The organism is Burkholderia sp. LAS2 (assembly GCF_018417615.1).
GTDB classification, from domain to species: Bacteria; Pseudomonadota; Gammaproteobacteria; order Burkholderiales; family Burkholderiaceae; genus Burkholderia; species Burkholderia sola.
In genome coordinates this window covers 1865384-1880150 of sequence record NZ_CP071053.1, presented here as the reverse complement: position 1 = coordinate 1880150, position 14767 = coordinate 1865384, and the positions used below count along the sequence as shown (strand labels likewise).

Here is a 14767-nt window from a genome sequence, read left to right as displayed (position 1 = left end):
CGAGTACCCGTTACTTTCCAGCGGCAGCACTCTGTTCGCCCACGTACTTCCACTGGAAGCTGAAGGGGTCCACCCCCCGGTCCCCCGGCAGGTTCGGCAGTGAATCTCCTTCCTTCACGAACACTTCGTGATAGCCGCCGAGCCGTTCGATGCTCTTGCCCGTCGCGGCCCAATAGCCAGTCTTTGGCGCGTAGTCACCCGGACGGGCGTACGGCAGCGCCGGGACCTGCGTACGGGCATCCACTTCGCCGAGAAATTCAATGTGCCGCCCCTCACGCGCTTCTTCATCGGTCGGCTTGTAGACCCTGAAATAGAGCCGGTTCGACGGCGCGTTATCCGTGATCGGGTACATCATCCTGCCCTTGCCCGTATCGGTACGGTCCAGAACCTCGCGCACGTCGATCCAGTCAAGTTGCGTATGCCAGTAGACGACTTCATAAATGTGTGTGCCAGTAAGAAATTGGGTATTCAAGATCACAAATTCGTCTGCAACCTCGCCTACCCATTTCTCCTTTGCCTTCATCACATAGGTAGATCGCTTTATATCTTCGTCCCGGGGAGCCGCGACATAAGGCTCAATGCCACTGTACTTAGGCGGGGCAGGCTTAATCTCCCTGCCTCCCGAATACAACCGCATTGCAGGACCATCCGGCGTGGGCTTGCCCGTTGTCTTAACGTCCCCATCGCTCGGATTTATGTATGTGGTGTAGTACCGTATTTCGACATAGTTGCTGCCAAGCTTTCCGTCATGAAACCTGATCTGCGTGATCAGCGGATTCTTGACCCACGTTACCCGCTCATTCGGCACGACGCCCGTCTGGTTTCCACTTTGCTTGTCGGTCATAGAACTTTTCGTAGTTTGGTTCGAAGGCGGCGCCGCGTGCTGTTCCGCAAGAGACGAGCAGCCGACCAGTGCCACCATCCCTCCAATCGAAATAATGGTGCGAACGCCGTTCATTGTCAGACGGCCAGGTTTCATCCTTTGCTCTCGATAAAAATGCAATACTTTCGGCATTCGCTAACGCCCTGTTGGGCATGAGCTCGGCGAGTACCCGTTACTTTCCAGCGGCGGCACTCTGTTCGCCCACGTACTTCCACTGGAAACTGAAAGGGTCCACGCCCCGGTCCCCCGGCAGGTTCGGCAGTGAATCCCCTTCCTTCACGAACACTTCGTGATAGCCGCCGAGCCGTTCGATGCTCTTGCCCGTCGCGGCCCAATAGCCGGTCTTTGGCGCGTAGTCACCCGGACGGGCGTACGGCAGCGTGGGGATCTGCGTACGGGCATCCACTTCGCCGAGGAATTCAATGTGCCGCCCCTCACGCGCTTCTTCATCGGTCGGCTTGTAGACTCTGAAATAGAGGCGGTTCGACGGCGCGTTGTCCGTGATCGGATACATCATCCTGCCTTTGCCCGTATCGGTACGGTCCAGAACCTCGCGCACGTCGATCCAGTCGAGTTGCGTATGCCAGTAGACCATCTCGTAGACGTGCGTGCCAGGAAGGAACTGGCTATTCAAGATCACAAATTCGTCTGCAACTTCGCCTACCCATTTCTCCTTTTCCTTCACCACATGGGTAGATCGCTTTATATCTTCGTCCCGGGGAGCCGCGACATAAGGCTCAATACCACTGTACTTAGGCGGGGCAGGCTTAATCTCCTTGCCCCCCGAATACAGCCGCATTGCAGGACCATCAGGTGTCGGTTTACCGGTCCACTTAACGTCTCGTTTACTTGGATTGATATAAGAAAGGTAGTACCGAATTTTAACGCTATCGTCACGTACGATCGCGTCATGGAACCTAATCTGGGTGATTAACGGATTCTTGACCCAGGTTACCCGCTCATTCGGCACGACACCCGTCTGGTTTCCACTTTGCTTGTCGTTCATAGAACTTTTCGTAGTTTGGTTCGAAGGCGGCGCCGCTTGCTGTTCCGCAAGAGACGAGCAGCCGACCAGTGCCACCATCCCTCCAATCGAAATAATGGTGCGAACGCCGTTCATTGTCAGACGGTCAGGTTTCATCTTTTGCGCTCTCGATAAAAAATGCAATACTTTCGGCATTAGCTAACGCCCTGTTGGGCGTGAATTCGGCGAGTACCCGTGCCGCGCGTGCCCCATAGGCGGTCTTTCCGTTGTATCTGTCAGGGTCGTGTGCCCCGTTAACATCGATCTTCTGGTCCTGGGCATGAGCGGTATTCTGCAAATGCGCCACCTCGTGCAACTGGATTTCCATACGGTTCTGATCGACCGGCCCCCTGTTATTAAAGCTTCGGAAGAATGGACCATACTGGCAGGCGATATTGACGTATTCCATCCGGAAGCCTGATTGGGCGGGCTTGAGCGCCTTGACTGGATACAACCCCGGCTGCACATAGGCACCTGCCTCAAAACCCAGTGCGCCCTTGACCACCCGTTGCATGGATATATGGCGGAAGAACTCCCGCATGCCTTTCAGGTAGTTGTGGACGTGATGCCCGGCAGGCTTGGCTGCAAGCTGTCCGTGCAACGTTTCCGGGGCAGCGATGTCATTGGGCGTTACGCCAAACCAGTATTCGAAGTTCGACCAGAGATCGTGATGAGCAACATTGTGAATCGTTTGCAGAGTCGCATATTCCCTGACGACTGGCGCCCGCGCCGAGGGCGCATCAGGCATGGCGGCGTTGGCGTCCGCCCAGGGTTCGAGTTGTTTGAGGCGCTTCTCGATCAGCTTCAGGCAGGTTATCCAGCTCTGCCGGATTTCCAGTTCGAACGCCTCCTCGGACAGCGTTGCGTCCGTTGCGAGACATTCCCGCATCTGGGCCAGAAAGCCCACTGGATGGAAATGCCAGTTCTTCGTATCCATCGGCGTGGATAGCGGCTTCATGGCATTGTTCACACCATCCTGCTGTACCTTCGCGTCGCTCCAGAACTGCTGACGCTGAATATCCTGCAAGAACGCCTTGAACTGGCTGTCGGATAATTGCGGAAGCGGCGGATGGGCACCTTGCTGAAGTTTGTCGTATCGCTTGCTGTTGTTACTGCTGTCCCATTCGGTGTGAAACCGGACAGCAGCGGTGCGCAAGATCGCGTCAACGCCATCAGCATGAAGATCATCGAGACTCAGGCTCGCAGAAGACTTGTGCGCGGCAGACAGGATTTTCTGCATGACCGCATCGTCGTCCTCAACGAAGCCGTCGTCTTTCGTATTCAGTTCGCTATCCTCATAGGCCTGCCATCCCCGCGCTACCCAGTCGCTATCGGTAGTCAGCGTCACCCACGCGTCGCGGACAAATTCCCGCCCATCGGCTACGGCCCTCGCTTGATCGGCGTACGCGTAGTAGGTGCTTCCATTCATTCCAAATAGCTTGAAACATATCAGGTCGCTAACCAAATCAGGCTTCGTTCCATCCAACCCGCAGGGTATCGCTGCAAAAAAGCAGGAGCCGGCTGGAAACACTTTCATGCTTGACGCGGATAATCCACCCTCACTTGAAAAAACATCTTTGGCCAGCGTTGCATTCCGCGTCAACCACACCTTCCCCATACCATCGCTTTTCTGTCCATCCGCATATTCTTGGTACGACGAACTTGGGTCGCTAATGTTCAGCGGAACAAGCGGCTTCATCTGCTTCACCAACTTGTTCTCACCCGTAAAAATCTCGAAGTGGAAGCTGTCCGCCACCGGGCCAAGATCGCTGTCCGTTATCCCGGCGTAACCAATCACCTGTCCGGCCCTGACCGGATACTCCAATGAGAAGGTGCAGTCCAACGGCATCCACCGCTTTTCCGTAGGATGGCAGCAATACATGAATGAAATGGGGTAGCCCAGCCGGATTTTCTGCTCGGGCCTCAGTGGAGCGCCTGGCTCCACGTCCAGATACATGCGCTCGATCCATCCCTCGCCACTGTTGCGGGTATTGATGTCAGTAATCCTGATCTTGACCATGTGGTGCCCGTCATCGATCACCGCGCTTACCGTTACTTCGTCCCCGCGCAACGCGGCAACCGGAACAATTGTATTGGTGGTCGTGAGAAACGGCGGCAGGACTGCCTTGTTCTGCAACTGCTTCTGCGGCAGCAGATTCGCGTAGAGCGAGTAGAAGTGTGCCCCGATGTATCTGGGGATGCTCGCGCTGACACCCGGCGAAACGCCCTCCACGGGCTGCATTTCACCGCCGCCTCTATTGACCTCGCACTCGTGCCGAATCAGTACAAAGCTACTGCTGAACTGCCGCGGCGGTGACGGCTGTGGCTTGGCTTTCGACGCTGACGCCTTCACGGGTGCGGCCGCCTTGATCTGCCGGTCGAGTTCGCTGTCGATATAGTCCCGATCCAGTCGGAACGCGACGATGGTGCCGTCCGCGACCGCGCGCACCGGCTTTTTTCCGCTCAGGTGTACGCCGCCGTGCCAGAAGCGGTTGCGCCCTACCGGGAATACACCTCCCGCGACGTGCTTCGCGAGATCAATATATTTGCGGACAAGTGCTGGCGTACTTAGCGCGGCACTGGCTGACTGCGGGTAAGACGCTGGCTGCGGAGCGCAGTAATAAGGATCGTCTTCAAATGGGAAAGTCACAATCACGAGACACGGTTCCTTGATGGAATGAACGGCAGGCGTCAGCCTGAAAACGGGAAGTAGTCCGGTGTGAACGGATCGCCCTTGTTCACGTCTGAGCGCATGTCCAGGGCATTCTTGACCCAGCCGGTCTCGGTCTGGACCGGCCCCTTCAGCTTGATCCGGACTCCTTCAATCGTGACGCCCTCACCGTCGAGCGTGATCTTTCCGGCCGGGCCGATGATTTCAGCCTTGTCGCCCGCCTGTAGCTGGTAGATACGGGTCTTGCGCTCAATAGCCTGCCCCGCCTCGATCTGGTGACGCCCCTGCACCTTGTGTTCGGCGTTGCCGCCAGTCGTGACCAGGAAGTTGGCCGCAATGGTGTCCTTGCGATTGTTGCCCGTTTCCTCGATTCGATCCTTGCCGATCTGGATGCGGTGATCGCGCCCAACCGAAAGGAACGCATCCTGGCCAATGGTGTGACGACGATCTACACCAATCTCGACCTGTTCGCCGCGGCCGACTTTTTCCGTACGATCGTTGTCAATCGTCACCGATTCATCATGTCCGACTGTCTTCGCGCGATCATGCCCAACCGTATGCGATTCATCGTTTTCAACTTCGGTTCGCATATCCCTTTCGGCGTGGAGCCATATTTCCTCCCTGCCTTTCCTGTCCTCGAACCGCAGCGCGTTGGCGGTTTCGTAGCCGCCTTCATCGGTGGAGCGCGTCAGCGTGCCGCTCTGGGTCGCATTGGCGGGCAACTCCCACGGCGGCATGTTGTGCGCGTTGTAGTGCCGCCCCGTCACAAATGGCCGGTCAGGGTCGCCGTTCTCGAAGTCCACTATCACTTCCGAGCCGACCCGCGGAACGCTGATGGTCCCGTAGTTGTTGCCTGCCCACGGATAGGAGACTCGCAGCCAGCAAGATGATGTCTGATCATGTACTGGCGAGCGGTCCCAGTGGAACTTCACCTTCACCCGGCCGTACTGGTCCGTGTAGATTTCGCTCCCGTCGGCCCCCGTGACAATGGCCGTCTGCGGGCCGGTTGTGCGTGGCTTGCTGACCGTGCGCGGTGGACGGAAAACGGTCGTGGCCGGCTGCACTTCAAACCGTGTCCGAATCCGGTATTCGCCGGTATCGGTTGCCCCGTCGAGTTCAGCCGCATCCAGCCGAGCCCGGAGAACAAGGTATTCGCGGTTTGCACCGGCTTGCGGAAAGCCCGCCAGCGTAAAAGTCGTCCCGCACACAACGTTCCGTACATTCCCATCGCCAGTGCCCCGCTCGCCCAGGGCACGCATTTCCTGCATGCGTATCCGTGCAAACTGCTCACCGGCCTCCCGCTCGGTGTAGTCGCCGGGCCACTCGTAGCGTTCAAGCGTATTGTGCGAGGTGTCCTGCGGCAACTGAATCTGCGCCTCCAGATTTGCCCTTGGCCGCGTAAAGTCGAAATCGTTCGTGGTCCACTGACCTGACTGGATACGCGCAGTCGTATCGAAGTTGTCGATGTGCTCCATATCAACCCTGCGGCCTGGCGGATAGTACGACAGCGTCTGATAGGCTTCACTGTCAACCGGCTTGTGCGCCCCCAACTGGTCCACCAGGACCATGCGATGCACCGTATCTGAATGCTCGAAAAACCAGTAAATCCCGTTTTCTTCCATTAGACGCTGGATAAAATGAAAGTCGGTTTCGCCATACTGGACCTGATAGACCAGCTTCGGATAGGACTCGCTTAGCCGCATGTCCCACGAGTAGAGGTAGTGGTCGCTCAGCACTTCGTGAATGATTTCAATAACAGACTTATTCTGGAAAATCCTGTAATCCGAGCGTTTCTCAGCTAGCGCGATCCACGGTTGCAATTTGAGTCGATATCTACTCTGTCGGTTTGACTGACCGGAAAAACTCACTGCCGTGATAATCCCGCTGATTTCGCGTAACCCGCGTCCGACGTTTGCTGCACCGGTCGCCCCTGGCATTCCAGGGACAAAAGTGCCCATCCCGTCAAGCTGGATGGTGACGGTCAGTTCCTTCCCAATCATGTCGAGCGTATTGAGATTCGCCGCCTCTTCGTCACTCAATCCCGCATCGAGCGAGGTTTTAACCTCCAAATCGTAGGTGTAGATTTTGGAAAGTTCTTCCTCGCCTTCGATCGCAACCAGTTGCAATACAGGTTCGCCATTGTGCGATAACGGGACGGCCGCCCCACTGATAGAGAGCGTTCGGGACCGGCTGAATTTCTGCATAACCGGATATAGCTTCTGAACGTCAAACGCGTTGGACATGGTGATTCCGACAATAAGATGGATCGTATCGGGCTACTCGGCGAGCGTATGCAGACTGACTCGTCAGGACGTTTCGCTATCAGGCAACAACCCGACCGGCAGGGACACGGGGCTATCCATTGCGACCATATGATGTTCGCGTCGCGTCAGTTCGGGTAGCCGCTGGGCAGCATGGCGTGATGCGGCTGCGAGGAATTCGGCAGGCGCGAACAGACCCAGCACGTCGTTCCGTTGCTCCGGTTCACAGAGGTCCGGTACCCCACTGAGGTCGCCGAACAGCTGTTCAAGTTTGACCGGAGGCCTGAGTAGCTCCATGATCCCCTGGAGCTTGGCAACCGGCTTAACCGGTTGCGGCGGCAACTCCACCATAGTGAGCAAACCCAATCCCGGTTCAGCCTGCACGGGCAACGCAGATGGCGTGGCTTCCGGTGTATAAGAGATTGCCCACTCGGCCAATGAAAGCGGATCATCGAGAAATCTGAGGTATTGACTGTACAGTGACGCAATAATATTTTCGTCCTCCACAGCAACGTTATTGTCATCGAGCTCGCGAAGGGCCTCGCTGCCACGAAGGGACGCTGATGATCCAAGCAGGCCAAATACTGCCCCACTGCCGCATTCATCACCACTCGACAACGCCCGAAATCCCCCGCGCATAACGTTGTCCGCGACGTGAATGACCGTGCCGTCGTGATCCGTTGAATCGCCAAAGCGAGCGACATCCTTGCCTGAGGTATCGTCCTGCACGTTTCATCTCCATCGAACGGAATTTCTCCTGCGTCGAATTTACCGAGCACTCGGGGAAAATCACATAAGACACGTCCGAAATTGACAAAAACCTAGCAAAAATCACAGGGTGTGATTTCTTTTGTCGCGACAATGGACATGCCCCGCATATAAGTTGCATACACAACTTCTGCACAACCGCGGATGGCTCAAGCGAACAACGGCAAGTGACTTGCTGCCTCACGCGAACCCAATCGGGCGGCTCGGACATATTGCAGCCTTCTGGACACTCGTCCGTCATATGGCTTGCGCCGTCCGCCGAAGCAAATTCACACCAGCAGAACAACAACCAGCAGACCGCATCAACCACACGACAAGTCGAGATAAATCCCACCCATATCAATAGGTATCCTGACTTCTTGAGGTAACAAGACACACATACCCCGCCCGAAATCGAGTGGCTGAGCGACAACGGTTCGGGCTACACGGCTGGCGACACGCGCCGGTTCGGAGTGGCCATCGGCCTGAAGCCATTGACCACGCCGGTGTGCAGCCCGCAAAGTAACGGGACGGCCGAGCGCTTCGTGAAGGCGATGAAACGCGACTACGTCGCCTTCATGCCGACGCCGGACGCAGCGACTGCTGCATGCAATATGGCCATCGCGTGCGAGCATTGCAACGAGAAGCACTCGCATAGCGCGCTGAAACATCGCTCGCCTCGCGAGTTCCGGCGTTCGATGGATTCAGCAATCCTTACTGTAATGCCGCGTCCGGTATGACAGGGGCAACTCCAGCGGGGTTGCATGTCAATTCATCATGCGGGATGGGGAATCGTGTGGGAATGGCCTGAAGCAGCCACACCCCGTTTCGCCGCATCGTCTATCTTGCCCGCCTGACAAGGGTTCGCTACCACCGTCAAAGTTGTCCACAGAAAATGTTGGCAAGCTTGTGGATATCCTGCGCACCGCAACGCTAAGCCCTTGATCCGATGGACTTTGGCACGCGTGATGCAGACGCGGCGCGCGTCATGGCCGTCGCGCACACCGCTTCGCCGCACTTCGCATCACGATGCCACGACGATGCGCTACTTACCCACAGATTGTGTTGGCAAGCTTGTGGATATCCTGCGCAAGCCTGCGCTAACTCGTTGATCGGCCTATGGTTCGTGTCGCGTGTCACCGTTTCGGCAGCGCGCGGGTTCGGCCTGCGCGAACACGGACGCTTCAATGCGATCGCAGCGCGCCGCCGATGCCTTGACGCCCGCGCCCGTCGCGCATCAAGATCACGCAAGCCGCACGCGGCCGCGCATCGCCGGCGACGCGCGTCGGCGCCCCGGGCCGGCCATTGCGTCGGCACCGCATGACGACATTTCACTCCGAGGAAGGCCATGGAACACTTCACCGCGTGGCAGTTGATCGTCTCACTCGTGCTCGTCGCCGTCGTCATCTATCCGTACGTGCGCATCGTTCGGCGCACCGGACTGTCGGGCTGGTGGATCCTGACGATGTTCGTCCCGGTGCTGAACTTCGTCATGCTGTGGGTGTTCGCGTTCGCGCGCTGGCCCGCCGTCGACGATCGGCAGCCCTGAGCGTTGCGGCCGCAGCCGCACGCGAGCTTGTCCACAGATTGTGTTGGCAAGCATGTGGATAGCCTGCGCATACCGCGACCAAGCGCTTGATCCGAAAGACTTTGTTCGCGCTGCTTCGAAAGCGGCACACGGCCGCGCAAGCGCGGTTGTGTACCGCGTCGGCACGTGACGCGCCGCCTGCCACGCCGGCTACCCTGCTTGTCCACAATTTTTGTTGGCAAGCGTGTGGATAGCCTGCGCATACCGCGGCCAAGCGCTTGATCCGAAAGACATTGTGCGTGCTGCTTCAAACGCGGCACGGTGACGTACGGCACGCCGGACGCCGCCGCGCGCGAGCTTGTCCACAATTTTTGTTGGCAAGCATGTGGATATCCTGAGCATGCGCGACCTAAGTCGTTGATCACACAACGTTTGAGCGCGCGGGTCACGACTGCGGCACGGCGCGCCCGCGGATCTCGCCACGCGCGCCGTGCCGTGCCGTGCCGCTCAACCGAACGTCTGCGCGACGATCCGCGCGACCGACGCGATCACGTCGTCCTTCGCCCGCGCATCGGCGCGAGCCTGCGTGTAGTACACGGCCAGCACGATCGGCGCGCGCGACGTCGGCCAGATGACGCCCGCGTCGTTCGTCGTCCCGTAGTCGCCGGTGCCGGTCTTGTCGCCGACCGTCCAGCCGGCCGGCACGCCCGCACGAATCCGCTTGTCGCCGACCTTGTTGCCGCGCAGCCACGCGACGAGCTGCGCACGCTGCGCGGCCGGCAATGCGTCACCGAGCGTCAGCACGCGCAAGCTGGCGGCCATCGCGGCAGGCGTCGTCGTGTCGCGCGGGTCGCCCGGCAGCGCGGTATTCAGTTCGGTCTCCCATCGATCGAGCCGGAACGCGTCGTCGCCGATCGAGCGCGCGTAGGCGGTCACCGCCGACGGGCCGCCGATCAGCTTCATCAGCAGGTTCGCGGCCGAGTTGTCGCTGTACTGGATCGTGGCCTCGCACAGCGCGGCGACCGTCATGCCCGCGCCGACATGCTTCTCCGACACCGGCGAATAGTTGACGAGGTCGGCCTTCGTATACGTCACGCGCTGTTGCAGCAAGCCCGGACGCTCGACGCTCCGCGCGAGCACCGCCGCGCTCAGCATCGCCTTGAACGTGCTGCAGAACGGGAAGCGCTCGGCCGCGCGATGCTCGATGACCCGGCCGCTCGCCGTGTCGATCGCGCACACGCCGAGACGGCCGCCCGCGTCGCGCTCGAGGTCGGCAAGCATCGCCGCCGCCGCGGCCGGCGCAATCACATCCGCGGCAGCCGCCGCTGCCGCCGGGGCTTCGTCCGGCGCGGCGGCCTGTCGCGACGCGCATGCGGTGACGGTAAGAACGAGCGGCGCCGTCGCGGCGGCCAGCAACAGGGTTCGACGTTTCGATGAGTAGGTCATGTCGGTTGTCTCATGGTGGAATGGCGGCGCAACGTGGTTGACGCGTTGAAAACGGCCAGCCGCCGAGACAGCACTATCGAGACTTTACGGTTGCCTGACAAGCAACGATAATTGAGCGCTGACAAAAGAAATTCTTATGACGAAGCTCCGCCCTCATCTTCCGCTCAATGCGTTGCGCGCGTTCGAATCGTCGGCGCGCCATCTGAACTTCACGCGCGCCGGCCTCGAGCTGAGCGTGACCCAGGCCGCCGTCAGCCAGCAGGTGCGCTCGCTCGAGGAGCGACTCGGCTGCACGCTGTTTACACGGCTGCCGCGCGGTCTGGGGCTGACCGACGAAGGGCGCGCGCTGCTGCCGGTGCTGAGCGACGCGTTCAGCCGCATCGAGACGGTGCTCAAGCAGTTCGACGGCGGACGCTTCCACGAGGTGTTGACGCTCGGCGTCGTCGGCACCTTTGCCCTAGGCTGGCTAATGCCGCGGCTGAAGCAGTTCGGCGACACGCACCCGTTCGTCGAGCTGCGGCTGCGGACCAACAACAACGTCGTCGATCTCGCCGGCGAGGGCCTCGATTTCGCGATCCGCTTCGGTGAAGGCAACTGGCCGGCGACGCGCAACGAGCGGCTGCTCGATGCGCCGCTCACCGCGCTGTGCGCGCCGGACATTGCGCGGCGCATCGCGCAGCCGGCCGATCTCGCGAACGAAACGCTGCTGCGCTCGTACCGCACCGACGAGTGGCTCGGCTGGTTCGACGCCGCGCAGCTCGAACCGTGGGCCGTCAACGGTCCCGTGTTCGATTCGTCGCGGCTGATGGTCGAGGCCGCGATGCAGGGCGCGGGCGTCGCACTCGCGCCGGCCTGCATGTTCGCGCGCGAACTGCAGCTCGGCCAGCTCGCGCGGCCGCTCGACATCGACGTGCGCGCGGGCGGCTACTGGCTCACGTCGCTGAAATCGAAACCGCTGACGCCCGCGATGACGCTCTTTCACGACTGGATCGTCGCGGAAGCGGCCGGCACGGCGCCGGCCGGGTAACGCGGCCTCGCTTGTCCACAGAAAGTGTTGGCAAGGATGTGGATATCCTGGGTACCCGGGGCCTAAGCCCTTGATCGCGCACGAATTAGTGTGCCGATACATGGAGCGGGCAGCCTTTGCGTGCGGGCTTCGTGCACGCAGCCCCTGCCGACCGGATCGTCAACCATTGCGACGCAATCGATTGCAAGTTGTCCACAGATTTTGTTGGCAAGCCTGTGGATATCCATCCAATCGGACGCGTAACATCTTGATACACAAGGGGATTCGATCCACGGACCTTGACCGGTCAATGGTGTGGCACCGGAGTGGTTGTCGAATCGCACGCCATACACGCGCGACGCGCCCGGCCGAGGGCCGGGCGGTTCTCCACAGATTGTGTTGGCAAGCTTGTGGATATCCTGCGTATCGGGGCACCTAACTGATTGAGCGCACGGGGTTTTGTGCCGCGTCCACCGAATCGGGCAGCGCGTGCGCCGCCCGCGCATCAATGACGGTCGAGGCCGCCGCGCAATTCGCTCGCCTTGTCGCGCAGCGCTTCGTAGCCGGAACGCGCATGCTCGGGCAGATCGGGATCGCCGATCAGTGCGCCGAGCGTTTCGATCAGGCTGAACAGGATGCCCTTCGCCGCGCCGACCGCGATGCTCTGCGATTCGATCGACTTGTGCAGGTGGTCGACCGCCGCTTCGAGATTCTCGAGCTTGTGCTCGCCGTCGTCGGGCCGGTTGTCGGTCGTCATCGTCTACCTCCGCCATCGTTCAAGGGTCATGTCACGATTCTATGCCGCTGCGCGCGAACGTGGCGCGACATCGCGCAACGTTCGCGCGACACCGCGCTACAGCACCGCGACCACCTGCACGCGGCCCGGCTGCTCCGCCGCGGCGATGACCTGGCCGTCGACGCGGCGGAACGTCAGCGACACGGTTTCGTCGCCGACGCGCAGCGCATCGATCCGCAGCCAGTCGACGCCTTCCGGCAAGGCCGGGCGCTCGACGCGCACCTCGTGGCGCGATGCGTCGATGCTCACGCCGAGGCACGCCTGCAGCATCATGAACGGCGCACCGGCCGCCCACGCCTGCGGCAGGCAGGCCACCGGATACGCGGTCGGCGGTTCTCCGCGCCGGCGCGGGAACCCGCAGAACAGCTCCGGCAGCCGCATCTCGAAGCTCACCGCCGCCTCGAACAGCGCACGCAGCAGATTCACCGCGGCCGTCTTGTCGCCGTAGCGCGCCAGGCCGCGCGCGATCAGCGCATTGTCGTGCGGCCACACCGACCCGTTGTGATAGGCCATCGGATTGAAGCGCGGCTGGCCGGCCGCCAGCGTGCGGATGCCCCAGCCCGTCTGGAACAGCGCCGAGCCGAGCACGCCGGCGACCGCCGCGCCGCGCTCGGCGTCGGGCAGCCCGAACGCCAGCAGGTGGCCCGCGTTCGACGCGAACACGCGGCACAGCTCGCCATGACCGTCGAGCGCGATCCCGTAGAAATCGCCTTCCGGCATCCAGAACAGCGCATCGACCTGATCGCGCAGCGTCTTCGCGCGCAACGCGTAGCGCGTCGCGTCGGCCGCATGGCCGCGCCGACGCGAGCACGCCGACATCGCGTCGAGCGCCGCGCACGCATAGGCCTGCACTTCGACGAGCGCGATCGGCCCGTCCGGGAAACGGCCATCCGCGTGGAACACCGAATCGTGGCTGTCCTTCCAGCCCTGGTTCGCGAGGCCGCGTTCCGACGTGCGCTGGTAATCGAGCAGCCCGTACGGGTTGCGGTCGCACTTGTCGATCACCCATTGCGCGGCGCGCTCGAGCGCGGGCCACAGCTCGTCGATCAGCGCATCGTCGCCGGTGCGTTCGAGATAGGCGCCCGCGAGCACGATGAACAGAGGAGTCGTATCGACGCCGCCGTAGTACAGCGCGAACGGCACCTCGCCCGTCGCGGCCATCTCGCTGCGGCGGAACTCGTGCATGATCTTGCCGGGCTCCGCGTCGCGGAACGCGGAGGTCTCGCGCGCCTGATGTTCGGCGAGAAAACGCAGCACGCCGCGCGCGAGCGACGGCTGCAGCCACAGCATCTGCAGCGACGTGATGATCGCGTCGCGGCCGAACGGCGTCGAGAACCACGGAATGCCCGCATACGGGTACGGCCCCGTGTCGAGCTGCGTTGTGAGCAGCCCGAGATCCGCGAGCGAACGATCGAGCCATGCGTCGAACAGCGGATTGCCGGTGTTCACGCGCGCCATCGACTCGCGCCGTGCGCGCATCTCGCGATGCACGCCGACCAGCGCGGTGCGCAGCGCGACGCGGCCGCATCCGGGCCCTTCGGCCTGCGCGGGCCCGAGCGTCGCATCGACGGTCAGGTAGATCGACACGCACGCCTGCGCGGCGATCGTCAGCGTGTAGTCGGCGCGATCGACCGACAGCGCGTCGGGCGCCGGCGAGAAATGCACGGTCACGTTGCGCTCCACGCTGTCGAGGCCGTCGTAGCGCAGCCGCACCGCGCCCGCGTCCACGCGCGGCGCGCCCACCGTGCCGCGCTTCGGCCGCTGCGTGCCGCGCACTTCGAACATGTCCTTGAAATCGGCCGCGAACGACAGCGACAGCGGCACCTCGGCTTCGCTCGCGCCGTAGTTCGTCAGCGTCAGCGCTTCGTACAGCACGTCGCCCGCCAGCACGCGCATGCGCTCGATATGGATCACGCCCTCGGGCGTCTCCTTGCCGCCGAGCGGCGGTAGCGGGCGGTTCGTCAGGTGCGCGGTGAACGACGCGTTGTCGGCGCTCGTCGCGCCCGACAGCAGCGACGGCGCGCGGCCGCCGAACGTCAGGCGCCAGGTCGACAGCACGCGCATGTCGTCGACGAACAGGCCGTCGTCATGCCCGCCGATGTCGCCGAGCGCATCGCTGACCACGAACGCGTCGCCGGATTTCAGCACGTACTGGTTGTTGCGCGCGAGGACCTGCTGATCGGCTTCGGGCGCGATGAAGGCGGGACCCGACGCGATGGTCGGGGCAATCGGCGCGACTTGCGGCGCCTGCGTCGTCGTGGCTTCGGCGTGATTCGGCATCGATGCTCCTGTGTCGAGGCGCAACGCGCGGCGCGCGTCGCGTGTTTCGCACAGGATAGGCCAGAACGGCGAACGTGCGCAGCGACGAAACGGCCGCGGCGCGAGGCGACGTTGCTTCGTCGCCT

Annotated in this window: 10 protein-coding genes and 1 pseudogene; 3 read left to right on the top strand and 8 right to left on the bottom strand. The window is 61.5% G+C overall.

What is annotated here, in order from left to right:
- Positions 1-10: 10 nt before the first annotated feature.
- The 5 genes from JYG37_RS28770 to JYG37_RS28750 all read right to left on the bottom strand — a co-directional run bounded on the left by JYG37_RS28770 (position 11) and on the right by JYG37_RS28750 (position 7568).
- Complete coding sequence (locus tag JYG37_RS28770; protein WP_249746059.1) at positions 11-844, bottom strand: hypothetical protein; 834 nt, start codon at positions 842-844, stop codon at positions 11-13.
- A 211-nt stretch (positions 845-1055) separates the two neighbouring features.
- Positions 1056-1889: a hypothetical protein gene (locus JYG37_RS28765; protein WP_249746058.1), complete on the bottom strand. Its 834-nt coding sequence runs from the start codon at positions 1887-1889 to the stop codon at positions 1056-1058.
- Positions 1890-2013: 124 nt separating this feature from the next.
- Positions 2014-4563, bottom strand: coding sequence for a M35 family metalloendopeptidase (locus JYG37_RS28760; protein ID WP_213346274.1), 2550 nt, complete (start codon positions 4561-4563; stop codon positions 2014-2016).
- Between the two features lie 35 nt (positions 4564-4598).
- Complete coding sequence (locus tag JYG37_RS28755; RefSeq protein ID WP_502775771.1) at positions 4599-6821, bottom strand: type VI secretion system Vgr family protein; 2223 nt, start codon at positions 6819-6821, stop codon at positions 4599-4601.
- A gap of 63 nt (positions 6822-6884) precedes the next feature.
- The gene (locus JYG37_RS28750) at positions 6885-7568 is read right to left on the bottom strand and encodes a TagK domain-containing protein (protein WP_213346273.1); all 684 of its coding nucleotides are present in this window, start codon (positions 7566-7568) and stop codon (positions 6885-6887) included.
- Between the two features lie 416 nt (positions 7569-7984).
- Between JYG37_RS28750 and JYG37_RS28745 the strand changes: the two are divergent.
- Both JYG37_RS28745 and JYG37_RS28740 read left to right on the top strand, forming a co-directional pair.
- Positions 7985-8326, top strand: a pseudogene (locus JYG37_RS28745) (integrase core domain-containing protein); the annotation flags it as partial.
- Positions 8327-8934: 608 nt separating this feature from the next.
- On the top strand, positions 8935-9135 hold the full coding sequence (locus tag JYG37_RS28740; RefSeq protein WP_124557734.1) for a DUF805 domain-containing protein: 201 nt from the start codon (positions 8935-8937) through the stop codon (positions 9133-9135).
- Between the two features lie 486 nt (positions 9136-9621).
- On the opposite strand, the gene blaPEN-B is transcribed toward JYG37_RS28740, so the two are convergent.
- Positions 9622-10560: a PEN-B family class A beta-lactamase gene (gene blaPEN-B, locus JYG37_RS28735; RefSeq protein WP_124632006.1), complete on the bottom strand. Its 939-nt coding sequence runs from the start codon at positions 10558-10560 to the stop codon at positions 9622-9624.
- Positions 10561-10696: 136 nt separating this feature from the next.
- On the opposite strand from blaPEN-B, the gene penR reads away from it, so the two are divergent.
- Positions 10697-11587, top strand: coding sequence for a beta-lactamase transcriptional regulator PenR (gene penR, locus JYG37_RS28730; RefSeq protein WP_124632007.1), 891 nt, complete (start codon positions 10697-10699; stop codon positions 11585-11587).
- Positions 11588-12071: 484 nt separating this feature from the next.
- On the opposite strand, the gene JYG37_RS28725 is transcribed toward penR, so the two are convergent.
- Positions 12072-12323, bottom strand: a complete 252-nt coding sequence (locus JYG37_RS28725; RefSeq protein ID WP_006482135.1) for a hypothetical protein — start codon at positions 12321-12323, stop codon at positions 12072-12074.
- 96 nt (positions 12324-12419) lie between these two features.
- Positions 12420-14642 (bottom strand): amylo-alpha-1,6-glucosidase, encoded by a 2223-nt coding sequence (locus tag JYG37_RS28720; RefSeq protein WP_050018224.1) that lies wholly within the window; start codon positions 14640-14642, stop codon positions 12420-12422.
- Between the last annotated feature and the right edge of the window lie 125 nt (positions 14643-14767).

What these genes read in the sequence shown, in the direction of transcription:
- JYG37_RS28770 (WP_249746059.1), bottom strand. Translation starts at nt 844, where the DNA reads ATGACCGACAAGCAAAGTGGAAACCAGACGGGCGTCGTGCCGAATGAG.
- JYG37_RS28765 (WP_249746058.1), bottom strand. Translation starts at nt 1,889, where the DNA reads ATGAACGACAAGCAAAGTGGAAACCAGACGGGTGTCGTGCCGAATGAG.
- JYG37_RS28755 (WP_502775771.1), bottom strand. Translation starts at nt 6,821, where the DNA reads ATGTCCAACGCGTTTGACGTTCAGAAGCTATATCCGGTTATGCAGAAA.
- JYG37_RS28740 (WP_124557734.1), top strand. Translation starts at nt 8,935, where the DNA reads ATGGAACACTTCACCGCGTGGCAGTTGATCGTCTCACTCGTGCTCGTC.
- blaPEN-B (WP_124632006.1), bottom strand. Translation starts at nt 10,560, where the DNA reads ATGACCTACTCATCGAAACGTCGAACCCTGTTGCTGGCCGCCGCGACG.
- penR (WP_124632007.1), top strand. Translation starts at nt 10,697, where the DNA reads ATGACGAAGCTCCGCCCTCATCTTCCGCTCAATGCGTTGCGCGCGTTC.
- JYG37_RS28725 (WP_006482135.1), bottom strand. Translation starts at nt 12,323, where the DNA reads ATGACGACCGACAACCGGCCCGACGACGGCGAGCACAAGCTCGAGAAT.
- JYG37_RS28720 (WP_050018224.1), bottom strand. Translation starts at nt 14,642, where the DNA reads ATGCCGAATCACGCCGAAGCCACGACGACGCAGGCGCCGCAAGTCGCG.